The sequence below is a fragment of the Streptomyces luomodiensis genome, assembly GCF_031679605.1.
Classification (GTDB): Bacteria; Actinomycetota; Actinomycetes; order Streptomycetales; family Streptomycetaceae; genus Streptomyces; species Streptomyces luomodiensis.
Genome location: NZ_CP117522.1, coordinates 8,027,611 through 8,052,302, shown reverse-complemented (window position 1 = coordinate 8,052,302; position 24,692 = coordinate 8,027,611). Strand labels below are relative to the sequence as shown.

Below are 24,692 nucleotides of genomic sequence, written 5' to 3'. Positions count from 1 at the left end.
CCGAACGCCGGACGCCGGGGCCAGAGGCCGGAAGTCGGACGCCGGGCACCGGAAGCCGGGGGCCCGGGGCCGGACGCCGGGGCCAGAAGCCGGAGGTCGGACCCCGGGCACCGGAAGCCGGGGGCCCGGGGCCGGACGCCGAGGGCCCGGGGCCGGACGCCGGGAGCCACGGGCCGGGGCCAGTGGCCGGAAGCCGAACGCCGGACGCCAGAGGCCGGAGGCCGGGAGGCAGGCCGGAGGCCGGACGCCGGAAGCTTCGCCCCTGGCGGGGCGAAGGCTTGGCGTCGTTGGGTGGGTTACCGCGCGACCATCGCCGGTTCGTCCGCCGGGGCCGTCGGCTCGCCCCGCTGTCCGGTCACCCGGCCGGGGCGGCCCTCGTCCCGGTGGGAGGGGTCGTGGACCTCGCCCACCAGCATCTCCAGGACGTCCTCCAGGGCGACCAGCCCGAGCACCGTGCCCGACGCGTCGGCGACGGCCGCCAGGTGGGAGGCGGCCCGGCGCATCGCGGTGAGGGCGTCGTCCAGCGGGAGCTCCGCCCGGAGCGTCTCGATCGGATGCCAGAGCCGCTGTGGCACGGCCCGCTCCGGGAACTCCAGCTCCAGGACGTCCTTCACGTGCAGATAGCCCATGAAGGCGCCGCCGGGGCCGCGCACCGGGAAGCGCGAGTAGCCGGTCCGCACGGTCAGCTCCTCGATCTGCCGGGGGGTGACCGAGGGGTCGACGGTGACCAGGCCCGCCGGGTCCAGGAGGACGTCGGTGACCGGGCGGCTGCCCAGTTCCAGGGCGTCCGCGAGCCGCTCGTGCTCACCGGGGTCGAGCAGTCCGGCCTGATGGGAGTCCTCGACCAGATGGGTCAGCTGCTCACTGGTGAAGACGGCCTCGATCTCGTCCTTGGGCTCAACCCGGAACAGCCGCAGCACCAGCCGAGCGCACGCCCCCAGCAGCGCGGTGACCGGCCGGCACAGCCGCGCGAAGGCGACGAGTCCGGGGCCGAGCCACAGCGCGGTCCGGTCCGGCGCCGCCATGGCCAGGTTCTTCGGCACCATCTCGCCGATGACCAGATGCAGGCAGACGACCACGGCGAGCGCGATGGCGTAGCCCAGGGGGTGCACCAGCTGCTCGGGCAGGTGGACGAGGTGGAACACCGGCTCCAGCAGATGGGCCACGGTCGGCTCGGCGACCGCGCCCAGGGTCAGCGAGCAGACGGTGATGCCGAACTGCGCGGCCGCCATCATCTGCGGCAGGTTCTCCAGGCCCGTCAGCACCGTACGGGCGCGCCCGGAGCCCTCGGCCGCGCGCGGCTCGATCTGGCTGCGGCGCACCGAGACCAGGGCGAACTCGGCGCCCACGAAGAAGCCGTTGGCGAGGACCAGCAGGGCGGCGAAGAGAAGCTGTACCAGACTCATCGCGCGTTCTCCTCCCCGGCCATTGCTCCGGCACTCGCGTGCACGGGCGGGGTACCCGGCTTCGTACGGACGATGCGCACCAGCTCCGCCCGGTGGTGGCCGACCTGCCGGACGGCCAGCTGCCAGCCGGGCAGCTCGGCGGTGTCGCCGGGGACCGGGATCCGCGCCAGCAGATCGGCGACCAGCCCGGCCACGGTCTCGTACGGCCCGTCGGGCGCGTCGAGGCCGATCCGGCGCAGGGCGTCGACGCGGCAGCCGCCGTCGGCGTCCCACGCGGGGCGGCCGTCCTCGGTGGCGGTCTGCACCAGGTCGGGGGTCTCCGCGGCCTCGTCGTCGTGCTCGTCGCGCACCTCGCCGACCAGCTCCTCGACGATGTCCTCCAGGGTGACCACACCGGCCGTGCCGCCGTACTCGTCGACGACGACGGCTATCGGCTGCTCGCTGCGCAGCCGCTCCAGCAGCGGCTGGACCGGCAGCGTCTCGGGGACCAGCAGCGGGGGCTGGGCGATCCGGCTGACGGGGGTGCGCAGCCGGTCCCGCGCGGGCACCGCGAGGGCGTCCTTGAGGTGCACCATTCCGATGACCTCGTCCAGCCGGTCGCGGTAGACGGGGAAGCGGGACAGCCCGGTGGCCCGGGTGAGGTTGAGCACATCCACGGCGGTCGCCGAGGAGTGCAGCGCGCTGACCCGCACCCGCGGGGTCATCACATGCTGGGTGGTCAGCTCGCCCAGGGCCAGGGTCCGGACGAACAGATCGGCCGTGTCCTGCTCGATCGCGCCGGCCCGCGCCGAGTGGCGGGCCAGCGAGACCAGCTCACCGGGGGTACGGGCGGAGGCCAGCTCCTCGGTGGGCTCGACACCCAGCGCCCGCACCAGCCGGTTGGCCACGGTGTTGAGCAGGGCGATCACGGGCCGGAAGAAGCGGGCGAAGGCGTACTGCGGGCCCGCGACGAAGCGGGCGACCTGGAGCGGCCGGGAGACCGCCCAGTTCTTGGGCACCAGCTCGCCGATGACCATCTGGACGGCGGAGGCCAGCAGCATGCCCAGCACGACGGCGATGCCGGAGACGGCCCCGTGGGGCAGCCCGACCGCCTCCAGCGGGGCGGTCAGCAGATGGCCGAGCGCGGGCTCGGCGAGCATGCCGACGATCAGCGAGGTGATGGTGATGCCGAGCTGGGTGCCGGAGAGCTGGAAGGACAGCTCGCGCAGCGCCTCGACGACGGTACGGGCGCGCCGGTCGCCCTCGTCGGCGGCTCGCTCGGCGTCCGGCCGCTCGACGGTGACCAGGCCGAATTCGGCGGCCACGAAGAAGCCGTTGGCGAGGATCAGGACGAGTGCCGCGGACAGCAGCAGGAGGGACAGCGTGATGCTCATGCCGCCGCCTCGTGGTCGGCGGCGGCGCAGGTACTACAGGACGATCCGTCCATCTGCGGAGGGAGTCACTCCTCGGGTCGCAGGGGAGCCCGCCGGGGCGCACGGGGGCGTGCGCTCAGCAAGAGGCGGGGCGGGGCACCGTTCGGCCCCGGCAACAGGGTAATCAAGGATGGGGGGTGACGGGCAGGCCCCTCGCGCCGTTGGAGTGCCGATCGGCACACCGGCCGGGCCGCCGCACGCACCGGCCGGGCCGCCGCACCGGCCGGGCCGCCCGGCCGGGTGGCTCAGTGAGCGGCACGGCCGGTGCCGTGCCGCTCGGCGAGCGCGCGCAGGGCGCGCGCGTCGTCGATGGCCCGCGCCTTCGCGATGCCCGGCTGGATGCCCATCGCGGGCAGGCTGGTGCCGTCGGCGAGGTCCAGATAGACCCAGGGGTCGCCGGGGCGCAGATTGACCCGGAGCACCTCCGCCCACTCCAGCCGGCGCTTGGTGGTGAGGTTGATCACGGTCACCCCGCCCTCCTCGGCCACCACCTTGGGGCGGCTGAGCAGCATCAGCACCCCGAAGAACAGCAGTCCGGTGACGACGAAGCTGGCCCTCTCCCCCGGCCCCAGCGACTCCAGCAGCAGGGCGACGGCCGTGAGGACGACCAGGGCGGCGACGCCGACCGTCATCAGCACGGCCCGGGTCCTGGTCGGCCGGAAGGTGACGGGCAGGGTGGGCGGGGACGCGGGGGCGGACACGTGGCCGGCCTCTCGATGGCAGGGAAAGGGCAGGGAAGGGGCAGGGCTGGGGTCAGGGAGGCGAGGGGGAAGCCGTCAGAGGCGGCAGGCGTGGATGCCGGTGGTGAGGATGGCCCGTGCCCCCAGGTCGTAGAGCTCGTCCATGATCCGCTGAGCGTCCTTGGTGGGGACCATCGAGCGGACCGCGACCCAGCCCTCGTGGTGCAGCGGGGAGACGGTGGGCGACTCCAGGCCCGGGGTGAGCGCCACGGCGCGCTCCACCTGCTCCACCCGGATGTCGTAGTCCATCATCACGTAGCGCCGGGCGACCAGGACGCCCTGCATCCGGCGGAGGAACTGCTGGACCTTGGGGTCGTCGGTGGGGGCGCCGGTGCGGCGGATGACGACCGCCTCGGACTCCAGGATGGGCTCGCCGATGATCTCCAGCCCGGCGTTGCGCAGGGTGGTGCCGGTTTCCACCACATCCGCGATGACCTCGGCGACACCGAGCTGGATGGCGGTCTCGACCGCGCCGTCGAGGTGGACCACGGCGGCGTCCACGCCGTTGTCGGCGAGGTGCTTGGTGACCAGTCCGGAGAAGGAGGTGGCCACGGTCATCCCGCCGAACTCGCTGACGTCCTTCGCCGTGCCGGGGCGGGTGGCGTAGCGGAAGGTGGACCCGGCGAAGCCGAGCTGCATGATCTCCTCGGCCTGGGAGCCGGAGTCCAGCAGCAGGTCACGGCCGGTGATGCCGATGTCGAGCCGGCCGGAGCCCACGTACACGGCGATGTCGCGGGGGCGGAGGAAGAAGAACTCGACCTCGTTCTCGGCGTCGACGAGGACCAGTTCCCTGCGGTCCTTGCGCTGCCGGTAGCCGGCCTCATGGAGCATCGCCGACGCAGGCTCGGACAGTGAACCCTTGTTGGGGACGGCGATGCGCAGCATGAGTGCTCTTTCCTTCGGTAGTTCGGTAGCCGGGTGGCCGGGTGGCCGGGTGGCCCGTCGGCGGGAGCCGGTGCCGGGGCGGGCGGGGTTACGGGTGGGTCAGAGGTGGGCGTAGACGTCGTCGAGGGTCAGCCCCTTGGCGACCATCATCACCTGAAGGTGGTACAGGAGCTGGGAGATCTCCTCGGCGGTCGCCTCGTCGCTTTCGTACTCGGCGGCCATCCACACCTCGGCGGCCTCCTCCACGACCTTCTTGCCGATGGTGTGCACACCGGCGTGGACCAGCTCGGCGGTACGGGAGGAGGCGGGGTCGGCCGTGGCGGCCTTCTGCTGGAGCTCGGCGAAGAGCTCCTCGAACGTCTTCTTGGACATGGTGTGCGCCATCCTACTGGGGGCCCGGGGCGCGGCTCAGCGCGAGGGCCGGGCGACCGACCGCAGGCCGGCGACGGTGGCGACGGCGGCGGTGACCGCCTCGTGGCCCTTGTCCTCGCTGGAACCCTCCAGTCCGGCCCGGTCGATGGCCTGCTCCTCGGTGTCGCAGGTCAGCACGCCGAAGCCGATGGGCACGCCGGTGGCCACGCTGACCTGGGTCAGCCCCTGGGTGACGCCCTGGCAGACGTAGTCGAAGTGCGGGGTGCCGCCGCGGATGACCACGCCCAGGGCCACGATCGCGTCGTAGCCGTGGCCCGCGAGCACCTTGGCGGCCACCGGCAGCTCGAAGCTGCCCGGCACCCGCAGCACGGTGGGCTCGTCGATGCCGAGCTCTCCCAGCGCGCGCAGGGCGCCGTCGAGCAGCCCGCCCATCACCTTTTCGTGCCACTGTGCGGCGATGACGGCGACGCGCAGGTCTCCGCAGTTCTTCACGGACAGTTCGGGGGCGCCCTTACCGCTCACGTCTCTCCTCGGTGGTTCTTCGGTGGTTCTTGGGGTTCTTCGGTAGTGCGTGCCTGCATATGCGCAGGTACCGAGTGTGTGGGGATGGCTGCTACTGGTTGCCGCAGGCCGATACGGGCTCGGCCCGGTCACCGTCCAGCCAGGGCAGGTCATGCCCCATCCGGTCCCGCTTCGTCCGGAGATAGCGGAGATTGTGCTCCCCGGCCTGGACGGGCATCGGCTCCCGGCCGGTGACCCGCAGCCCGTGCCCGACCAGCGCCGTGGTCTTCTCCGGGTTGTTGGTCATCAGCCGCAGCGAGCGCACGCCGAGGTCGGCGAGGATCTCCGCGCCCGCGGCGTAGTCCCGCGCGTCGGCGGGCAGGCCGAGCTCCAGGTTGGCGTCCAGGGTGTCCCGGCCCAGTTCCTGGAGCTCGTAGGCGCGCAGCTTGGACAGCAGTCCGATGCCGCGCCCCTCGTGGCCGCGCAGGTACAGGACGACGCCACGGCCCTCGGCGGTGACCCGCTCCAGGGCGGCGTGCAGCTGGGGGCCGCAGTCGCAGCGCAGCGAGTGGAAGACGTCGCCGGTGAGGCATTCGGAGTGGACCCGGACCAGCACGTCCTCGCCGTCCCCGAGCTCGCCCTGGACCAGCGCGATGTGCTCGACGCCGTCGGCCGCGCGGTAGCCGTACGCCCGGAAGTCGCCGAAGGCGGTGGGCAGCCGGGTCTCGGCCTCGCGCCGCACCAGCGGTTCGGCGGGCTTGCGGTACGCGATCAGGTCGGCGATGGAGACGATCGCCAGGTCGTGCTTGCGGGCGAAGGCGACCAGGGCGGGCAGGCGCAGCATGGCACCGTCCTCCCCCGCGATCTCGCAGATCACGGCCGCCGGGCGGAGTCCGGCCAGCCGGGCGAGGTCGACCCCGGCCTCGGTGTGGCCGTCGCGGGCGAGCACTCCGCCGGGGCGGGCGCGCAGCGGGAAGATGTGGCCGGGGCGCACGAGCTCGCCGGGGGTGGTGGCCGGGTCGGCCAGCAGCCGCAGGGTGGCGGCCCGGTCGGCGGCGGAGATACCGGTGCTGACGCCGTGTTCGGCGGTGGCGTCGACCGAGACGGTGAAGGCGGTCCGCATGGACTCGGTGTTCTCCTCGACCATCTGCGGGAGCCGGAGCCGGTCGAGGTCGGCGCCCTCCATGGGGGCGCAGATGAGCCCGCGGCACTCGTTCATCATGAAGGCGACGATCTCGGGGGTGATCGTCTCGGCCGCGGCGACGAGGTCGCCCTCGTTCTCCCGGTCCTCGTCGTCCACGACCACGACGGGGCGGCCCGCGGCGATTTCCGCGATGGCCCGCTCAATGGGGTCCAGCACCAGTTCGTCGGGCCACCGCGCGGTGCGCAGTGGGGCGGCCGGGCCGCTCTGGTGCGGCTCGGGGACCGCGTATGCCTCGCTCATGGGGTGTCCTTTGCAATCGCTTCTCCGCCCGCGCGGCGCCGCGGCGCGGGCATCGTCACCAGGTGCGGGCCGGCGGCCGCGGGTGCGGCGCTCATGGGGTGGCCTCGTCGGTGGCCTCGTCGTTCTGGGCGCCGCCGTCCCGTCCCAGCAGCCGCTCGACGTATTTGGCGAGCACGTCCACCTCGAGGTTGACCGGGTCCCCGGCCTGCTTGACCCCGAGCGTGGTGAGCGCGAGGGTCGTCGGGATGAGGCTGACGGTGAAGTAGTCGGGGCCCGCGTCCACGACGGTGAGGCTGATGCCGTCGACCGTGATGGAGCCCTTCTCGACCACATAGCGGCTCAGTTCGGCGGGCAGCGAGATCTTCACGATCTCCCAGTGCTCGGAGAGCTTGCGCTCCACGATGGTGCCGGTGCCGTCCACATGGCCCTGCACGAGGTGGCCGCCGAGCCGCCCGCCGAGCGCCATGGGGCGCTCCAGGTTGACCCGGGAGCCAACGCCGAGCGCGCCGAGGCTGGAGCGTTCCAGCGTCTCGGCCATCACATCGGCGCTGAACCGGTCGCCCTCGGCGTCACCGATGATGTCGACGACGGTGAGACAGACGCCGTTGACGGCGATGGAGTCGCCGTGCTTCGCCCCTTCGGTGACGACGGGGCCGCGCACCTGGAAGCGGGACGCGTCGCCCAGGTGCTCGATGGCGACGATCTCACCCAGTTCTTCGACAATTCCGGTGAACACTTCAGTTCTCCTCGGCGAGGGAAGCGGGGGTGGTGGGGGTGGCGGGGGTGGTGACAACCGTGGGAACGGCGGTGACGCGCAGATCGGGGCCGAGCCGGGTGACATCGACCGTCTCGAGCCGCAACGCCCGCGTGATGGTGGTGATTCCGGCGTCGGCGAGGGCGGCGGGGCCCGCGCCGAGCAGAACGGGGGCGAGATAGCCGACGACCTTGTCGACCGCGCCCGCGGCGAGGAACGCGCCCGCGAGGGTGGGCCCGCCCTCCAGCAGGACGGAGCGCACCCCGCGGCCATGCAGTTCGGCCAGGAGCGCGGGGATCAGCAGGCCGGTCCCGGCCGCGCGCGGCAGCCGTACGGTCTCCACGCCCGGCCGCCGGGGCAGATGGGCGGTGCTGGTGTCCTCGGCCACCGCGATCAGCGTGGGAGCGGCGTCGTCCAGGACCCGGGCGCCGGGCTTGACGGTGGCGCCCGAGTCCACGACGACCCGCAGCGGCTGGGTGACTGACTCCCGGCCCCGTACGGCCAGGTGGGGGTCGTCGGCGCGCAGGGTGCCGGAGCCGACGACGACGGCGTCGGCCTCCGCGCGCAGCCGGTGCACATCGGCGCGGGAGTCGGGGGAGGTGATCCACCGGCTGGTGCCGTCGGCGGCCGCGCTGCGGCCGTCCAGGGTCGCGGCGTACTTCCACAGCACGAAGGGGCGGCCGCGGCGCATCGCGGTCAGCCAGGGCTCGTTGACCGCCTCGGCCTCCTGCGCCAGCAGCCCGGCCGCGACGTCGATCCCGGCGGCGGCGAGAGTGGCGGCGCCGCCCCGGGCCTGTGCGGTGGGGTCGGCGACGGCGTAGCGGACGCGGGCGATCCCGGCGGCGATCAGGGCCTGGGCGCAGGGACCGGTGCGGCCGGTGTGGTTGCAGGGTTCCAAGGTGACGAGGGCGGTGCCGCCGCGGGCCCGCTCTCCCGCCGCGCGCAGCGCGTGGACCTCGGCGTGGGGTCCGCCCGCCCGCTGGTGCCAGCCCTCGCCGGCGACCCGGCCGTCGGCGTCGAGGATGACGCAGCCGACCACGGGGTTGGGACTGGTGTGGCCGAGGCCGCGGGCGGCGAGCGCGACGGCGTGGCGCATCGCCTGGGTTTCGGCTGCGGTGGCCACCGGGTCCTCCTGCCTCTTCGGGCACGGACTCCGGGGCTGTCGAGATGACACGGAAGCGGAAACGGCGTCGCCAGCACGCCGGGTTCGGCAACGGGTCCGCGCCGGGGAAGGGCGGACCGCCGAGGCGGCGCACCGGTGATGTCGCTACCGCCGCGCACTGCCTCCCATCCGGACTTTCACCGTCGGTCCAGGAATTTCACCTGGTCAACCGGCCGCTGGCAGCGGACGGGTCGCGGACTGTAACCGCCGGTTCGGATTTTCACCGACCCCGGAGTGCGCTGACGTCACTGGTACGGCCCCAGTCTGCCATGGCCATCAGCGCAGGTGGGATGCGAGGTGGGTGTGGCCTCCCTCACCCGGTGGCGAGGGGGCCGGCCGCGGCCGGTGCGCCCCGGAGCCGGACCGAGGCCGAACGAGGCCGAACCGAGGCCGAACGAGGAGACCGAAGCGGCCGAAAACGAGGAAGCCGGACCAGGCGCCGGACCAGGCGGCCTAGGCGGCGCCGAACAGCTCGTTCTGCGCCGCGTCCATCGCCGTGAGCACGGCCCCGCGCAGCACCCCGCCGCCGCCCACCGCCCCCGCGCACACCCGTGTCCGCAGCGGTGACAGCCGGGCGACCCGCTCCGCGACCCGCCGGGCGAGCGCATCGCCCCCGGCCCGGCCCACCTCACCACCGAGCACCGCACATCCCGGGTCGAGCACCGCGCAGATCGCGGCGACACCCACCGCTATCCGGGCCGCCAGCTCGTCCAGGAACGGCTCGCCCCGCTCCCCCGCCCCGAGGGCCGCGCGGATCACCGCCTCCGCCGCACCGGCGTCCTCCGTTCCGGCCCCGCGCCGGGCCTCGCCGCCCGCACCGCCCGCGGCGGCCGTCAGGCCGTGCTCCTTGGCGAGTTCGCAGACCGCGGCGCTGCACACCAGGGAGTGGAACCCGCCGTCGCAGCCGGTGGCGGAGGGCAGTCCCGAGGTGCCCGGCACCGGCAGGAAGCCGATCTCGCCGGTGCCGCCGGAGGCACCGCGCCGCAGCATCCGGTCGAGCACCACGGCCGCGCCGACGCCGTGGCCGAGCCACAGCAGGACGAAAGTGTCGCGGTCGCGCGCCGCGCCCAGCCGCTGTTCGGCGACGGCCGCCAGATTGACCTCGTTCTCCAGCAGCACCGGCGCCGCGAGACCGCCGTGCAGCGCGGTGGCCAGCTCACGGTGCCAGGAGGGCAGTCCGCTGGTGGCGTTGAGCTCCCCGGTGGCGGGGTCGATGAGACCGGGTACCCCGATGCCGATGTGGTGCAGCCGCACCGCCCCGGCCCGCTCGGCCACCCGCTCCACCAGGGCCACCGCGGCCGCCACGGTCCGCGCCGGGTCCGTGTCCGGGGCCACCGGCAGCGACTCCTCGGCCAGGGTCCGGCCCAGCAGATCGGCCACGCATACGGCGACGCTGTCGGTACGGACGTCGACCCCGGCCACATGCGCGCTGTCGGCGACGATCCCGTACACCCGGGCGTTGGGCCCCCGGCGCTCCGCCCCCGTCTCCCCCACCACCGCCACCAGTCCGGTCTGCCGCAGCCGCTCGACGAGGTCCGCGATGGTGGGGCGGGACAGGCCGGTGAGCGACTTCAGCTGCCCCGCGGTCAACGGCCCCTTGTCCTTGAGCAGCTGGAGGGCGAGGCGGTCGTTGATGGCCCGCGCCGTACTCGGGGAGGCGGTGCGGCCCGCCACGGACGCGCTCGTCGAGGTCATGCCGGGATCCTTCCAGAAGGCTGCCGGAAAAACTCTATCTATCAGGGAGCCTTCCTGATAGTTTCCGCTGGGACCATTCGGGATCTGGGACCAGCTGTGACCATCGGTACAGGCCGCGCTGCGGGGAGGGTGCGACAGGTATGGGCAGGCTCAAAGAATCCGGGACGCCCGAGATGCGCCCCGTACGGCGGGCACGGGTGGCCGTCGCGGCGGTGTTCGCCGTGCACGGCGCGGTGACCGGCAATTTCGCCACCCGCATCCCCTGGATCCAGGAGCGGCTGGACCTCAGCGCCGGTCAGCTCGGCCTGGCGCTCGCCTTTCCCGCCATCGGGGCCTCGGTCGCGATGCCCCTGGCCGGGCGGATCAGCCATCGCTTCGGCGCCCGCGCGGCGCTGCGCGGGCTGCTCGCCCTGTGGACCGCCTGGCTGGTGATGCCGCCGGTCAGCCCCGGTCTGGTCTGGCTGTGCGGGGTGCTCTTCGTCTACGGCGCGACCTCCGGGATGTCCGACGTCGCCATGAACGCCCTCGGCGTGGAGGTCGAGAACCGCCTCGGCCGTTCGATCATGTCCGGGTTGCACGGCATGTGGAGCGCGGGCGCGCTCACCGGCTCCGCGGCGGGCACGATCGCCGCGCACGCCGAGTCCGACGCCCGGCTCCACCTCGGCATCGCCGCCGCGGTTCTCACCGTGCTCGGCGCGGTGGCCTGCCACTGGGTCCTCGATCTGCGCAGCGCCCCCGAGGAGCACCCGCCGCCCCGTTTCGCCCTGCCGCCCCGCTCCGCGCTGATCATCGGCGCGGTGGGGTTCTGCGCGGTCTTCGCCGAGGGCGCGAGCCTGGACTGGTCGGCGGTCTATCTGCGGGACGTCCTGGACTCCTCCCCCGGGGTCGCCGCCGCCTGCACCACCGCCTTCTCCTGCACGATGGCCGGCGCCCGGCTCATCGGGGACGCGGTGGTGGGCCGCTTCGGCCCGGTGCGGACCGTACGCACGGGCGGTGTCCTGGCCACCGCCGGCGGGCTGCTCGTCGTCACCGCCCCCGGTCCCGCCCTCGCCATCGCCGGATTCGGCCTCATCGGCCTGGGCATCGCGGTCGTGGTGCCGCTGGCCTTCGCCGCCGCGGGCCGCAGCGGCCCGGCCCCGAGCCAGGCCATCGCGGGCGTCGCCACGATCACGTACACCTCGGGGCTGATCGCCCCGGCGGCGATCGGTTCGATCGCCGACCTGACCTCGCTGACGATCTCGTTCTGCCTGGTCACTGCGTTGACGCTGGGGCTGGTGGCGGGCGCGGGGGTGCTGCGGACGCCCTCGTCGCCAGACTCGGCGGCGCGGCCCGATCCGTCCGCGTCCGAGGCCACACTGCCCTGACGGGCCGGGGCACGGGAGCCGGAGGCCGGGGGACGGCCCCGGCTGCCTGCCGGACGGTGATGGCGCCGAACCCGGCCCCCCTGCGCCGCCGCAGGTGCGCGACAAAAGCCGCACCGACCGGCGGCGCCCCCGGCGACGGGCCGCACCCGCCCCGTGCCCCGACCCTTCGGTGCGGGCCGCAACGTCCGCCCCGCACCATGGACCCATGAGCCCCACCACGCCCACCCGGTCCACCGCACCCAGCGGACTCCGCGGACCCCAGCTCGCCCGGCTGGCCGCGCTCGTCGCCGATGAGACCCGCGCCGCCATGTGCCTCGCCCTGCTCGACGGGCGGGCGTGGACCGCGGGGGAGCTGGCCCGGTACACCGGGGTCGCCCCGTCGACGGCGAGCGAGCATCTGACCCGGCTCATCGAGGGCGGACTGCTGGCGGAGGAGCGCCAGGGTCGGCATCGCTACGTACGGCTGGCCGGGCCCCAGATCGCGCAGCTGATCGAAGACCTGTCCGCCCATGCCGCGCCCCCGCCACCGCCCCGTTCGCTGCGCGCCGCCAGCGCGAGCGGCGCCATGGCGCGGGCCCGCACCTGCTACGACCACCTCGCCGGGCGGCTCGGGACCGCCATCACGGACGCCATGCTGGAGCGCGGGCTGCTCCAGAAGGTGACCGGGTTCGCGCTGACCGACGCGGGGATGGCCTGGTTCCGGGAGCTCGGCATCGACCTCGCGAGCACCGCGTCGCGCGGACGGCGGCCGATGGTCCGCAGCTGTCTCGACTGGACCGAGCGCCGCCCGCATCTGGCGGGACTCGCCGGGGCCGCCCTGTGCCGTCATGTCCTGGACACCGGCTGGTGCGTCCGCATCGGCAAGGGACGGGCGCTGCGGGTGAGCCCGGAGGGGGAACACGCGCTGGACGAACTGCTCGGCATCACCGCCCCGGAGTGACGGCGGGGGCGGCAGGGACGGCGCGGGCGACGGCTGAGGCGGGCGACGAGGGACGGCGGATGGCGGCGAGCAGCGGCACTACCGGGTCACGACGCCCCTTCGGGTGACGGCGCCACCGGGTGACGGCGGAATGGCGGCGAGCGGCGGCACCCCGGTCACGACACCACCGGGCATGGCGCCCCTTCGGTGACCACACCACCGGGTGACCGGGCCACCCGGCCACGACACCAACACCACCGGGTGACCACGTCATCGTTCGGTGGGGGCCGAAACGATCCGGATCTACGGTCGGCGGTATGACCGACGACACCGGCGACGGCACTGCGCCCACCCCGCTCGACCGCCACACCGCCTTCCACCGGCTCCACCACGGCGAGCGGCCCCTGCTGCTGCCCAACGCCTGGGACCACGCCTCCGCCGCGGCCCTCGCCCGGCGCGGCTTTCCCGCCATCGGCACCACCAGTCTCGGCGTGGCGGCGGCGGCCGGGCTGCCGGACGCGACGGGCGCCACCCGCGACCGGACCCTCGCCCTCGCCCGGGGCATCGCGCGTCTTCCCGCGCTGGTAAGCGTCGACATCGAGGGCGGGTTCAGCGACCGGCCCGAGGAGGTCGCGGCGCTCGCGGCCGAGCTGGACCGGGCCGGGGTCGTCGGCGTGAACATCGAGGACGGACGCCCCGACGGCACCCTCGCGCCCCTGGCCCGGCAGTGCGCGGTGATCGCGGCGGTCAAGGAGCGGGTGCCCCGGCTGTTCGTGAACGCCCGGACCGACACCCACTGGCTCGCCGCGATCGGTGGCGCCGGAGCCGTGCCGCCCTCCCGCGCCGCCGCCTTCGAGCGTGCCGAAGCGTATGTCCGGGCGGGCGCCGACGGTGTCTTCGTGCCCGCGCTCACCGATGAGCGGGACATCGGCGCACTCGTCCGCGACCTGGGCGGAACCCCGCTGAACATCCTCTTCGCACCCGGCCGCCACACCTATGAGCGGCTGGCGGAGCTCGGGGTGCGCCGGATCAGCTGCGGTTCGCTGCTCTTCCGGGCCGCGCTGGACCGCGCCGTCGAACTGGCCTGGACGATCGCCCACCCCACCGGCCGTACCGACCTGGGTACCGACCCGGACCGGACCGCCGGCCTGCCCACCTATGCCGAGGCGCAGTCACTGGCCGAGGACTTCGCAGATGACGTCACCGATCACGTCACGGATGACGTCACCGATGACGTCACAGGCGGCACCCGCACATAGCTGCAACGGGCATATTTTCGGCCATCTAACATTGGTGCGATTCCCCCCGTAGCAAGGAAGTGGAGCAGTCATGGGCCTCGGCGTGCGCTGGACCCTGCACGGCGATGGGCGCACCCCCGCCCCCGGTGCCGTCGTCAAGCCGGATGAGCGGCTGTCCTGGCCGAGGACGGCGGGGCTGGGCGCGCAGCATGTCGTGGCCATGTTCGGGGCGAGCTTTGTCGCCCCGGTGCTGATGGGGCTCGACCCCAACCTCGCGATCATGATGTCCGGGGTCGCGACCGTCCTCTTCCTGCTCGCGACCCGCGGCCGGATCCCCAGCTATCTGGGCTGCAGCCTGTCCTTCGTCGGTGTGGCCGCCGCCATCAGGGCGCAGGGCGGCGGCAGCGCCGCCGTCACCGGGGCGATCCTGGTGGTCGGCGGGGTGCTGCTGCTGAGCGGTCTGGCGGTACGGAAGTTCGGCGCGCGGATCATCCACGCCGCGATGCCGCCGGTAGTGACCGGCGCGGTGGTCATGCTGATCGGGTTCAACCTGGCACCGGTGACCGCCGGTACGTACTGGCCCGCCGACCAGTGGACCGCGCTGCTGACGATGCTGGTCACCGGGGCGGCCGTGGTCTGTCTGCGGGGTTTCTGGTCGCGGATCGCGATCTTCCTGGGGCTGGTCTTCGGCTATGCGGTCTCCTGGGTCTTCGACCGCGTCTTCGGCATGATCCACTCGGTGGACGGCAGCGGACGGGTCACCGACCACTGGCGGCTGGATCTGTCCGGGGTGACCAAGGCGGACTGGATCGGTCTGCCGTCCCTGCACGCGCCGAGCTTCCACTGGTCGGCGGTGCTGGTGGCGCTGCCGGTGGTGATCGCGCTGATCGCCGAGAACGCCGGGCATGTGAAGGCGGTCGGGGAGATGATCGACGATCCGCTCGACGACCAGCTGGGCACGGCGATCGCCGCGGACGGCGCGGCGACCGTGATCTCCACGGCGGTCGGCGGCCCGGCCAATACGACGTACTCCGAGAACATCGGCGTCATGGCGGCCACCCGGGTGTACTCCACCGCCGCGTACTGGGCGGCCGCGGGGTTCGCGCTGCTCTTCGGGCTGTGCCCGAAGTTCGGCGCGGTGGTGGCGGCGGTGCCCAGTGGGGTGCTGGGCGGGATCACCGTGATCCTCTACGGCATGATCGGGCTGCTCGGTGCGCAGATCTGGGTGCACAACAAGGTTGACCTGCGCAATCCGCTCAATCTGGTGCCGGTCGCGGCGGGCGTCATCATCGGCGTCGGCGGCGTCAGCCTGAAGGTCAGCCAGAACTTCGAGCTGGGCGGGATCGCGCTCGGCACCATCGTGGTGCTGCTCGGCTACCACGTCCTGCGCGCCCTGGCCCCGGCGCATCTGAAGCAGCAGGAGCCCTTGCTGGACGCGGGCACCAGCGAATACGACGACGACCGGCCGGCCTAGCCGGTAGTCCTCGGTAGCCCTGGACGTACGCACCGGTTGACGCGGCGTTCAGCCGTCCAGGGGACGTGGCGGCGTACGGCAGGACCGCCCCCGGTCCGGCCTGCCACTGTGGCGTCCATGACGATGCCCACGCACACGCGGCCGGCTCCGCACACCGTGAAGAACGTCGTGGCGCGCATGGGCGCGCTCGGCGCGGCGCTGCCGCCCGGGGACGGGGTGGCGGTCTTCAACGGGGTGTACCTGTCGGTCACCGAGGAGGTCGGCCGCCGACTGGCGGACGGATACTTCCATGACCCGTCCGCCACCGAGGAGTTGGACGTGCGGTTCGCCGGGCGCTATCTGGCGGCGGTCGACGCGGTGACCACGGGGGCGCGGCCGCCCGCCTGCTGGCGGCCGCTGTTCGAGCTGCGGCGCCATCCGGACGTCCACCCGGTGCAGTTCGCGCTCTGCGGGATCAATGCCCATATCGGCCACGACCTGGCGCTCGCGCTGCTGGACACCTGCCGGGCCCGGGGTGTCGAGCCGGACGTCCTGGAGGGCGACTTCGACCGGATCGGCACGCTGCTCACGGGGATGGAGGAGCGGATCCGGGAGGAGTTGATGCCCGGTCCCGACCTGCTGGACGTGGCCGATCCGCTCACCCATCTGGTGGGTTCGTGGAGCCTGGAGAAGGCGCGGGACGCCGCGTGGGCGGCGTTCCGCGCACTGTGGGGGCTGCGCGGACTGCCGGAGCTGGCGGCGGAGTTCGCCGAGCGGATCGACGCGACGGTGGGCCTGGTCGGGCGCTTCCTGCTCACTCCGCTGCCGTCGGCGCGCTGAACGGGCTCCCGCCGGACCGCTTCAGTCCTCGGGCAGTTCGACGGGCGCGATCCGGTCGTACAGGTCGCCCGGCCCGGGGTTCGTGGGATCGGTGGAGCCGCCGAAGTGGTGCATGACGCCCCAGACCGCGTTGAGCGCGGTCTGGACGGCGCCCTCGGCCCAGCCCGCCGTCCAGGAGATGTCGTCGCCCGCGAGGAAGACGCCCCGCCGGTCGGCGGGCAGCCGGTCCTGCATGAAGTGGGTGAACAGCCGCCGCTGGTAGCGGTAGTGGCCGGGCAGGTTGGCCTTGAACGCGCCCATGAAGTAGGGCTCGTTCTCCCAGGAGACGGTGACCGGGCTGCCGATGATGTGCTTGCGGATGTCGACGCCCGGATAGATCTCCGAGAGCGACTTGAGCATCACCTCCATCCGCTCGTTGGCCGACAGCGGCAGCCACTTGAGGCTGTCGTCGCACCAGGTGTACGAGAGGCAGATGACGGCGGGCCGGTCCGGGCCGGTCTCCAGCAGATAGGTGCCGCGGGTCATCCGGTCGGTGAGCGTCATGCTCATCGTGTCCCGGCCGGTGCGCTCGTCCTTGTCCCGCCAGAACGGCCGGTCCACCGGCACGAACAGCTTGCTGGACTCCATGTAGTGGGTGCGCTCGATCGCCGTCCAGTGGTCGATCGGGAAGAGCGAGTCGTCGCAGTCGATCTGGGACAGCAGCATCCAGGACTGCGCGGTGAAGACCACCGCCCGGTACGAGCGGATGTCACCGCTCGCGTCGGTCACCACGATGCGGTCGCCCGCGGCCCGGTGCAGCCGGGTCACGGCCGGCCGGGGCGCACCGCCGTGCAGCGAGGACAGCGAGGTGCCCTGGGGCCAGTGGACGATCTTCTGGGGCTCTCGCTCCCACAGCCGCAGCGGAAGCTGCCGGCTGCCGCCGACGATGGAGCGGTGGTGGTCGTCGGCCTCGGTGTAGACGACCCGCAGGATCTCCAGGATGGAGTTGGGGAAGTCGGTGTCCCAGCCGCCGGTGCCGAAGCCGACCTGGCCGAAGATCTCCCGGTGGCGGAAGGAGGCGAAGGCCGGGGAGTCGCAGAGGAAGCCGTAGAAGGTCTGGTTGTCGAGCTTCTCCACCAGCCGCGCCCAGATCTCCCGGATCCGGGGGACGTCCCGCTCGCGGATGGCGCGGTTCATGTCCGAGAAGTCCGCTCCCTCCTCCAGACAGGTCCGCCAGGCGTCGGCCACCTCGCGGTAGACCGGGGGCAGATCGTCGATGGTGCGGGCGTAGTGGGACCGGCCCTTGAGGTCGACGACGGTCGAGGGGGTGTCGGGGGCCAGCGGGTTGGGGAACGGCTCGGTCCGCAGGCCCACCAGGTCGATGTAGTGCTGGAGGGCGGTGGAGGACGGCGGGAAGCGCATCGCGCCCATCTCGGCGGTCAGCGAGTCGTCACAGCCCTCGAAGCCGACGGTACGCAGCCGTCCGCCGATCCGGTCGGCCTCGTGGACCACAGGCCTCAGACCCATCTTCATCAGCTCGTAGGCGGTGACGATGCCGGACAGACCGCCGCCGACGACCGCGACCTCGGCGCCGTGCTCGGTCGCGGGTATCTGGCCCAGGCCCGCGGGGTGGGCGAGGTAGTCGTCGTAGGCGTAGGGGAAGTCCGGACCGAACATGGTGACGGGCGGAAGGGGATCGGGAGCGTGCGCGTCCCGCTCGTCGTGGACGGCGTTGGGCACCGTGGACGTCATGGGCTACGGACTCCTGGCTGCTGAGGGTGGTACGGGTGGTACTGGGCGGTACGGGTGGGTCGGGTGCGGCGGGGCCGGATCAGCCGAGAGAGCTGTACAGACCGGGGCGGCGGTCGCGCAGATACGGGTTGATCCGGCGCGAGGTGGCCAGCAGCTTGGGGGCGACGTCGCCGAGGAGGAGTTCCTCCCCGCGGCCGGCCCGCAGACAGGTGGCGCCGTCGGGCCCGGCCAGGCAGCTGAGGCCGATGAAGTCGAACTCCCCCTCGGGTCCGCTGCGGTTGACGTACGCGATGTACATCTGGCTTTCGAAGGCCCGTACCGGGATCAGGGATTCGGCGACGAACTCGAAGGGGTGCATCTGCGCGGTGGGCACCAGCAGCAGATCGGTCCCGGCCAGGGCGTGGGCCCGGACGTTCTCCGGGAACTCCACGTCGTAGCAGATCAGGATGCCGACGGTCAGCTCGCCGAGGGTTGCCTGGACGACGGGGGTCTCGCCGGGGGTGAACGCGTCCCGCTCGAAGCAGCCGTAGAGGTGGGTCTTGCGGTAGTTGGCGAGTTCGGTGCCGTCCGGGCCCACGAGCCGGGCGGAGTTGTGGACGGCTCCCGCGTGGCGCTCGGGGTAGCCGTAGAGGATGGCGAGGCCGTGGTTCCGGGCGATCTCGGCCACGGCCCGGCCGCTCGGCCCGTCGGCGGGCTCGGCCAGCTCCCGTACGCCGCCGCCGATGGCATAGCCCGTCAGGAACATCTCGGAGGTGACGAGCAGCCCGGCCCCGTCGGCCGCCGCGCGGGCGGCGGCCTCGTCGAGGACCTTGAGGTTCTGGGCGGGGTCGCCGGGGTGACCGGAGTTCTGGAGCAGAGCGGTGCGCAGCGGCGGCATGGGCAGACCTTGAGGCGAGACGGGCGGGCGGAGGGGCGTAAAAACAGTACGTCGCCTCCGGATCGCCCAACAAGGCGCGATCATTGCGTCCGGCGTCGATTCATGACGCGTGGGGCGCGGTGCGCGGCGATTCATTGCGCACCGGGCCCTCGCACCGGACCTCCCGCTCGGCCGGCGCCGCCGCCCCGGCGCCGTTCAGCGCCGTGCAGCACCATTCGGCGCCGTGCAGCACCGTTCGGCGCCGTCCGCGCCTACGAGGGCGTCCCCGAGCCGAACCGCCGCAGCAGGGGCGAGAGCACCAGCACGGACTTGGTGCGCTCCACGAACGCCTCCCCCGCGATCCGTTCCAGCACCCGCTCGAAGTGGCGCATATCGGAGGCGAAGACCTGGACGATGGCGTCCGCGTCACCGGTGACGGTCGACGCGGACACCACCTCGGGGTAGCGCGACAGGCCCCGCCGGATGTCGGCCGGGGAGGTCTTGTGGCGGCAGAACAGCTCGATGAAGCCCTCGGTCTCCCACCCCATCGCCGCCGGGTCGACCCGCACCGTGAAGCCGGTGATGGCGCCCTCGGCGCGCAGCCGGTCCACCCGCCGTTTGACGGCGGGCGCGGACAGTCCGACCAGTTCGCCGATGTCGGCGTAGGAGCGGCGGGCGTCCTCGGCGAGGGCGTGGACGATGCGTTCGTCGAGATCGTTCAGTCGCACTGCGGGGGAATCACTTCTCTGCCGTGGCCAGTCGGGATCGGCGCAAGCCGTAGGCGAAGTACAGCACAAGGCCAACGGCCATCCAGCCCCCGAACACCACCCAGGTCACCGGCTGGAGACTGCTCATCATCCACAGGCACAGCGCGAAGCCGATCAGCGGGAAGAGCGGGGACAGCGGCACCCGGAAGGTGCGGGGCATGGCGGGCCGGGTCCGGCGCAGCACGATCACGGCGATGTTGACCAGCGCGAAGGCGAAGAGCGTACCGATGCTGGTGGCGTCGGCGAGCTGGCCGAGCGGGACCGCGGCGGCGAGGACACCGCAGAAGAGCGAGACGATGAGGGTGTTGGCGCGGGGCACCCCGGTCCCGGCGTGGACCGTGGAGAAGACCTTGGGCACCAGCCCGTCCCGGGACATCGCGAAGAGGATGCGGGTCTGCCCGTAGAGCACGGTCAGCACCACGGAGGCGATCGCGACGACCGCACCGGCGGCGAGCAGCACGGCCCAGAAGCCCTGGCCGGTGACATCCTTCATGATCGAGGCGAGCGCGGCCTCGGTGCCGGAGAACCGCTGCCACGGCAGGGCGCCCACCGCCACGGCGGCGACCAGGCAGTACAGCGCGGTCACGACGACCAGCGAGAGCATGATCGCGCGGGGCAGGTCGCGCTGCGGGTTCCTGGCCTCCTCACCGGCCGTGGAGGCGGCGTCGAAGCCGATGTAGGAGAAGAAGAGGGTGGCACCGGCGGCGCTGACGCCCGCCATGCCCAGCGGCATGAACGGGGTGTAGTTCCCGGCCCGGATGCCGGTGAAGGCGACGGCGCAGAACAGGATCAGCGCCGCGATCTTCACACCCACCATGATCGCGTTGGCGCGGGCGCTCTCCCTGGCGCCGCCCAGCAGGAACGCCATGGCCAGCAGCACCACCAGCAGACCGGGCAGATTGAAGACGCCGCCGTCCCCGGGCGGGGCGGCCAGGGCGTCGGGGATGGTGACGCCGAAGGCACCGTCGAGGAGTTCGTTGAGGTACTCGCCCCAGCCGACGGCGACGGCCGCCACCGAGACCCCGTACTCCAGGATCAGACACCAGCCGCAGATCCAGGCGATCAGCTCGCCCATGGTGGCGTAGGCGTAGGAGTAGGAGGAGCCGGAGACCGGGATGGTGCCCGCCAGCTCGGCGTAGGACAGCGCGGAGAACAGCGCGGTGAGACCGGCTATGACGAAGGACACCACGACCGCAGGTCCGGCGTCCGGTACCGCCTCGCCGAGCACCACGAAAATACCGGTGCCCAGCGTGGCACCGATGCTGATCATGGTGAGCTGCCATACGCCCATCGAGCGCCGCAGGCTCCCGCCCTCACCCTGGCCGCCCTCGGCGACCAGCCGCTCCACCGGCTTGCGCCGCATCAGCCGGGCGCCCAGTCCACCGACCGGAGGGTCTGATTCCGGTTGCTGGGTAGCGGGCGGTGCTGCGCCGTGCTCCGACACTTGGGTGGCTCCTTCATCGCTGCCATCGCTGCCATCAGGTGGTGGCGACCGAACTGCGGACATACGGGTGCCCGGAAGGCAAACCCGCAGGTTGGAATCGCCGAGCAGCCGGTCCCCGCCACTCCACGTCAGCGCAAGACCCTATGAGCCGTCCGCCGACGGCCGTAATGCACCATGGTTGCGCATCCCCGTCGCAACGTTGCGCGCGGGGGCGCGCGGCGTGGAATCGTTGCGAGACACTGCGCGCGTCAGCGCGCGTTTCACCCGAATGCCGCGATACTGCACTATTTTAGCGGTCGTTGGTGGGGACGTGACCACTGACAGCCTGCAACCACCCGATCACTCCCGCCTCCCGGCCGAACCCGTGTTCCGGCCCCGTGACCAGGGGGGTGACGGCGAGCGCTATCCGCTCGAATACCGCGCGAGAGTGTGGGAGGACTTCCTCCGGGCGCTGGGCCGGATCGAGGCCGACTTCCTCCAGCGCTCCGACACCCCGGAACCGGGCGTCACGGCATGACGTACACCGAGCCGAGGCCGGGCGGCTACGGGCCCTCTCCCACCGGCCACCGACCCGCCCCCGCGCCCCCTCCCGGGGAGCGGTTCGAGGCGGCCGTCGACCATGAGATGAACCCTTTCCCGCTGCCCGACTTCTCCCTGCCCGACCCGGAGACCATCGAGAGCCGCTGGGACCTGGAGGGAGACCTGGCCCGGCTGCTCCAGACCACCTCCGCCGAGGAGCCGGTGCACACCACCGGCCCCATCGGACCGGCCGGCCCGCTCCGCGCCCCCTCGCCCTCCCCCTCCCCCGCGCATGTGCGCGGGCGCGGCAAGCGCCGCCGGGTCCGGTTCCGGCTGCCGACGATGCCGTGGCTGCACGTGATCAGCCTGCTCTTCGCGGCCGTCACCACGGTCATCGTCGCCATGCTGAGCGTGCTCGGCGGAATGATCTCCTACCGTCCGCTGCGCTATCTGGCCTCCCCGAGCACCTCGGAGTCCATGGCGGCGTGGTGGCCCCTGCTGGTCTACGGACCCTGGCTGGTCGCCTCGCTGTCGGTGCTGCGGGCCGCCCTGCACCGCCGGGGCGCGGCCCACTCCTGGGCCGTGGTGGTGCTCTTCTCCACCATCGCGGTGTTCCTGTGTGTCGCCCACGCCCCGAAGAACGCGCCCAGCATGGCCGTCGCCGGTCTTCCCCCGGTCGCCGCGCTGGTCTCGTTCCACCAGCTGGTGCGGCAGATCACCCTCACCAGCCCCCCGCGCCACGCGCTCCCCCGCACCAGGGGTGAGCAGCGCGGAGTGGCGAGGTGAGGCACACCACGAGAGATCGCCGTGGCCCCACTCACCCGAGCCGAGTGGGGCCACGGTCGTGTGTGGGCCGGACCGGAGCCGGCCCCCGCTGAGCCTCAATCCCAGGAGACGTGCAGCGGCTGGCCCTCCGCGTAGCCGGCGGCGCTCTGCACGCCCACCACGGCCCGCTCGTGGAACTCCTCCAGCGACGCGGCGCCCGCGTAGGTGCAGGAGCTGCGCACACCCGCGACGATCGCGTCGATCAGGTCCTCGACCCCCGGCCGGGCCGGGTCCAGGAACATCCGCGAGGTGGAGATGCCCTCCTCGAACAGCCCCTTGCGGGCCCGCTCGTACGCCGACTCCTCGCTGGTGCGATTGCGCACCGCGCGCGCCGACGCCATGCCGAAGCTCTCCTTGTACGGCCGGCCCTCGGCGGTGTGCTGGAGGTCGCCGGGCGACTCGTACGTCCCCGCGAACCAGGAGCCGATCATGACGTTGGACGCCCCGGCGGCCAGCGCCATGGCGACGTCGCGGGGGTGGCGTACGCCGCCGTCGGCCCACACGTGCTTGCCGAACTTCCGCGCCTCGGCGGCGCATTCGAGCACCGCGGAGAACTGCGGCCGGCCCACGCCGGTCATCATCCGGGTGGTGCACATCGCCCCCGGTCCGACGCCGACCTTGACGATGTCGGCACCGGCCTCGATGAGATCGCGCACCCCCTGGGCGGCCACGACGTTGCCCGCCACCACCGGCACCCGCGGGCCGAGGTCCCGGACCGCCCTGAGCGCGCTGATCATCGACTCCTGGTGGCCGTGGGCGGTGTCCACGACGAGGGTGTCCGCCCCGGCGTCCAGGAGCGCCTTCGTACGGCCCTCCACATCGCCGTTGACCCCGATGGCGGCGGCGATCCGCAGCCGGCCCGCGGCGTCCACCGCGGGCTTGTAGAGCGTCGCGCGCAGCGCGCCCTTGCGGGTCAGGATGCCCACCAGCTTCCCGTCCGCGTCGACCGCGGGCGCCAGCTTGCGGTGGGCGGCGTCGAGGCGGTTGAACGCCTCCTGGGGGTCTATGTCCGCGTCGAGCACCATCAGCTCCCGCGACATCACCTCGGACAGCTGCGTGAAGCGGTCCACGCCGGTCAGGTCGGACTCGGTCACCACCCCCACCGGACGCCCGTCCTCGACCACCACCCCCGCGCCGTGCGCCCGCTTGGGCAGCAGCGACAGCGCGTCGGCGACGGTCCCCGAGGGGGCGAGGACGATCGGGGTGTCCAGCACCAGATGGCGGTTCTTGACCCAGCGGACGACATCGGTGACGACGTCGATCGGGATGTCCTGCGGGATGACGACGAGGCCACCGCGGCGGGCCACCGTCTCGGCCATGCGGCGGCCGGCGATCGCGGTCATGTTGGCGACGACGAGCGGAATGGTGGTGCCCGTGCCGTCGGGCGAGGCCAGGTCCACCCCCTGGCGGGAGCCGACCGCGGAGCGGCTCGGCACCATGAACACATCGTCGTAGGTCAGGTCGTAGGGAACCGGGGACGATTCCACGTGGCGTCCCGTACCGGGCTCGAGGAAACGCATGAGTCTCACATTCACGCGAAACGACGCAGGTCGCTCCGCGGCGGCACAACAAAAGACCCCCGCACTCATATAGTCCTCCGAAGAGGGGCCGCGGGGGTTGCTCCGTGCCGGCAGGCAACCTGCCTTACGTCGAAACGTTACCCGAGCGTCCGCCCGAGGGCGAGTGACCGACGCGTCGCGGCCGCCGCCGGTCCATGATCATCTACTCCAAGACGCCGTTGGGTGCCCTTTCGTGCCAACCGAGCCCGTCACGGCCGAGGCCGGACCGCTGCCCGGCTGGTTCAGCCCCCCGTGGCCCGCCGCCGCGGACCCGCGGCGACGGGAGTGGGTGCTCGACCTGGGCCTCGCCCACGGTGCCGCCGGACCGCTCGCGCTGCTGTCCCTGTGCTGGACGCGCGGACTGCGCGTCCCCGACCACGACACGGCCATCCGCCGTATCGCCCGATGGCTGATGAGCTGGCGTCAGGAGCACCCGGACGCCGGCCCCGGATGGCCCGGTACGGTCTCCGCCGACCAGGAACTGGCCCCCGCCCGGCCGGTCCTGGAGCCCCAGCGGGCGAGCTGGTGCTACGGCACCCCGGGCATCGCCCGCGCGCTCCACCTCGCCGGAGTCGCGCTCGGCGAGGACGCGTGGGTGCACACCGCGGCCGAGGCGATACGGGCGGTCTTCGCCCGCCCCGGCGGCCTGCGGGGGATCGACGACCCCGGACTGTGTCACGGCCTCGCCGGGCTGGCCCGGATCACCGGGCGCATGGCCGGAGGCGCCACGTCCCCCGACCGTGCCGGGGCGCCATGCCGGGCGTCGCAAGCCGACGCCTCCCAGCCGTGGCCGGAGACGCCGCGCC

The 24,692-nt window shown here is 73.0% G+C and carries 22 protein-coding genes, 1 pseudogene and 1 riboswitch; of the genes and pseudogenes, 8 read left to right on the top strand and 15 right to left on the bottom strand.

What is annotated here, in order from left to right:
- Positions 1-296: 296 nt before the first annotated feature.
- The 10 genes from PS467_RS34115 to PS467_RS34070 all read right to left on the bottom strand — a co-directional run bounded on the left by PS467_RS34115 (position 297) and on the right by PS467_RS34070 (position 10,371).
- Positions 297-1,406 carry a hemolysin family protein gene (locus PS467_RS34115; RefSeq protein ID WP_311038432.1) on the bottom strand — a complete coding sequence of 370 codons (1,110 nt, stop codon included), beginning with the start codon at positions 1,404-1,406 and terminating at the stop codon, positions 297-299.
- Positions 1,403-2,773: a hemolysin family protein gene (locus PS467_RS34110; protein ID WP_311040041.1), complete on the bottom strand. Its 1,371-nt coding sequence runs from the start codon at positions 2,771-2,773 to the stop codon at positions 1,403-1,405. The genes PS467_RS34115 and PS467_RS34110 overlap by 4 nt, the downstream gene beginning before the upstream one ends.
- Positions 2,774-3,063: 290 nt before the next feature.
- Entirely contained in the window at positions 3,064-3,519 is a 456-nt protein-coding gene (locus tag PS467_RS34105) for a PH domain-containing protein (protein WP_311038431.1), read from the bottom strand.
- A gap of 75 nt (positions 3,520-3,594) precedes the next feature.
- The gene (gene hisG / locus PS467_RS34100) at positions 3,595-4,443 is read right to left on the bottom strand and encodes an ATP phosphoribosyltransferase (RefSeq protein WP_268975537.1); all 849 of its coding nucleotides are present in this window, start codon (positions 4,441-4,443) and stop codon (positions 3,595-3,597) included.
- Positions 4,444-4,542: 99 nt separating this feature from the next.
- Positions 4,543-4,815 (bottom strand): phosphoribosyl-ATP diphosphatase, encoded by a 273-nt coding sequence (locus tag PS467_RS34095; protein WP_498076488.1) that lies wholly within the window; start codon positions 4,813-4,815, stop codon positions 4,543-4,545.
- A gap of 36 nt (positions 4,816-4,851) precedes the next feature.
- Positions 4,852-5,337, bottom strand: coding sequence for a 6,7-dimethyl-8-ribityllumazine synthase (ribH, locus tag PS467_RS34090; protein ID WP_311038430.1), 486 nt, complete (start codon positions 5,335-5,337; stop codon positions 4,852-4,854).
- A gap of 91 nt (positions 5,338-5,428) precedes the next feature.
- Positions 5,429-6,760, bottom strand: coding sequence for a bifunctional 3,4-dihydroxy-2-butanone-4-phosphate synthase/GTP cyclohydrolase II (locus tag PS467_RS34085; RefSeq protein ID WP_311038429.1), 1,332 nt, complete (start codon positions 6,758-6,760; stop codon positions 5,429-5,431).
- Between the two features lie 91 nt (positions 6,761-6,851).
- Positions 6,852-7,496 carry a riboflavin synthase gene (locus PS467_RS34080; RefSeq protein ID WP_311038428.1) on the bottom strand — a complete coding sequence of 215 codons (645 nt, stop codon included), beginning with the start codon at positions 7,494-7,496 and terminating at the stop codon, positions 6,852-6,854.
- A 1-nt stretch (position 7,497) separates the two neighbouring features.
- Positions 7,498-8,637, bottom strand: a complete 1,140-nt coding sequence (gene ribD, locus PS467_RS34075) for a bifunctional diaminohydroxyphosphoribosylaminopyrimidine deaminase/5-amino-6-(5-phosphoribosylamino)uracil reductase RibD (protein WP_311038427.1) — start codon at positions 8,635-8,637, stop codon at positions 7,498-7,500.
- 150 nt (positions 8,638-8,787) lie between these two features.
- A riboswitch (FMN riboswitch) is annotated at positions 8,788-8,918 on the bottom strand.
- A gap of 211 nt (positions 8,919-9,129) precedes the next feature.
- Positions 9,130-10,371 (bottom strand): ROK family transcriptional regulator, encoded by a 1,242-nt coding sequence (locus PS467_RS34070; protein ID WP_311038426.1) that lies wholly within the window; start codon positions 10,369-10,371, stop codon positions 9,130-9,132.
- Between the two features lie 140 nt (positions 10,372-10,511).
- Here PS467_RS34070 and PS467_RS34065 point away from each other — a divergent pair, with 140 nt between their 5' ends.
- From PS467_RS34065 to PS467_RS34045, 5 genes are all read left to right on the top strand, one after another.
- Positions 10,512-11,735: an MFS transporter gene (locus tag PS467_RS34065; RefSeq protein WP_311038425.1), complete on the top strand. Its 1,224-nt coding sequence runs from the start codon at positions 10,512-10,514 to the stop codon at positions 11,733-11,735.
- A gap of 205 nt (positions 11,736-11,940) precedes the next feature.
- A complete protein-coding gene (locus tag PS467_RS34060) occupies positions 11,941-12,675 on the top strand; it encodes an ArsR/SmtB family transcription factor (protein ID WP_311038424.1) in 735 nt (244 codons plus the stop codon).
- Between the two features lie 296 nt (positions 12,676-12,971).
- Entirely contained in the window at positions 12,972-13,913 is a 942-nt protein-coding gene (locus tag PS467_RS34055; protein ID WP_311038423.1) for an isocitrate lyase/PEP mutase family protein, read from the top strand.
- Positions 13,914-13,983: 70 nt separating this feature from the next.
- Positions 13,984-15,366: a uracil-xanthine permease family protein gene (locus PS467_RS34050; protein ID WP_311038422.1), complete on the top strand. Its 1,383-nt coding sequence runs from the start codon at positions 13,984-13,986 to the stop codon at positions 15,364-15,366.
- Positions 15,367-15,483: 117 nt separating this feature from the next.
- Complete coding sequence (locus PS467_RS34045; RefSeq protein ID WP_311038421.1) at positions 15,484-16,185, top strand: DUF5995 family protein; 702 nt, start codon at positions 15,484-15,486, stop codon at positions 16,183-16,185.
- Between the two features lie 21 nt (positions 16,186-16,206).
- Here the strand turns inward: PS467_RS34045 and PS467_RS34040 are convergent, their stop codons facing one another.
- From PS467_RS34040 to PS467_RS34025, 4 genes are all read right to left on the bottom strand, one after another.
- Positions 16,207-17,916, bottom strand: coding sequence for a flavin monoamine oxidase family protein (locus tag PS467_RS34040; protein WP_311038420.1), 1,710 nt, complete (start codon positions 17,914-17,916; stop codon positions 16,207-16,209).
- 79 nt (positions 17,917-17,995) lie between these two features.
- Positions 17,996-18,793 carry a carbon-nitrogen hydrolase family protein gene (locus PS467_RS34035; RefSeq protein ID WP_311038419.1) on the bottom strand — a complete coding sequence of 266 codons (798 nt, stop codon included), beginning with the start codon at positions 18,791-18,793 and terminating at the stop codon, positions 17,996-17,998.
- 251 nt (positions 18,794-19,044) lie between these two features.
- Complete coding sequence (locus PS467_RS34030) at positions 19,045-19,500, bottom strand: Lrp/AsnC family transcriptional regulator (RefSeq protein WP_268975521.1); 456 nt, start codon at positions 19,498-19,500, stop codon at positions 19,045-19,047.
- A 10-nt stretch (positions 19,501-19,510) separates the two neighbouring features.
- The gene (locus PS467_RS34025) at positions 19,511-20,983 is read right to left on the bottom strand and encodes an amino acid permease (protein ID WP_311038418.1); all 1,473 of its coding nucleotides are present in this window, start codon (positions 20,981-20,983) and stop codon (positions 19,511-19,513) included.
- 310 nt (positions 20,984-21,293) lie between these two features.
- On the opposite strand from PS467_RS34025, the gene PS467_RS34020 reads away from it, so the two are divergent.
- Both PS467_RS34020 and PS467_RS34015 read left to right on the top strand, forming a co-directional pair.
- Positions 21,294-21,500 carry a hypothetical protein gene (locus PS467_RS34020; RefSeq protein ID WP_268975519.1) on the top strand — a complete coding sequence of 69 codons (207 nt, stop codon included), beginning with the start codon at positions 21,294-21,296 and terminating at the stop codon, positions 21,498-21,500.
- Positions 21,497-22,288 (top strand): DUF2637 domain-containing protein, encoded by a 792-nt coding sequence (locus PS467_RS34015; protein WP_311038417.1) that lies wholly within the window; start codon positions 21,497-21,499, stop codon positions 22,286-22,288. The genes PS467_RS34020 and PS467_RS34015 overlap by 4 nt, the downstream gene beginning before the upstream one ends.
- A gap of 95 nt (positions 22,289-22,383) precedes the next feature.
- Here the strand turns inward: PS467_RS34015 and PS467_RS34010 are convergent, their stop codons facing one another.
- Complete coding sequence (locus PS467_RS34010) at positions 22,384-23,847, bottom strand: GuaB1 family IMP dehydrogenase-related protein (RefSeq protein ID WP_268975517.1); 1,464 nt, start codon at positions 23,845-23,847, stop codon at positions 22,384-22,386.
- Positions 23,848-24,010: 163 nt separating this feature from the next.
- Here PS467_RS34010 and PS467_RS34005 point away from each other — a divergent pair.
- A pseudogene (locus tag PS467_RS34005) lies at positions 24,011-24,592 on the top strand (lanthionine synthetase LanC family protein); the annotation flags it as partial.
- Between the last annotated feature and the right edge of the window lie 100 nt (positions 24,593-24,692).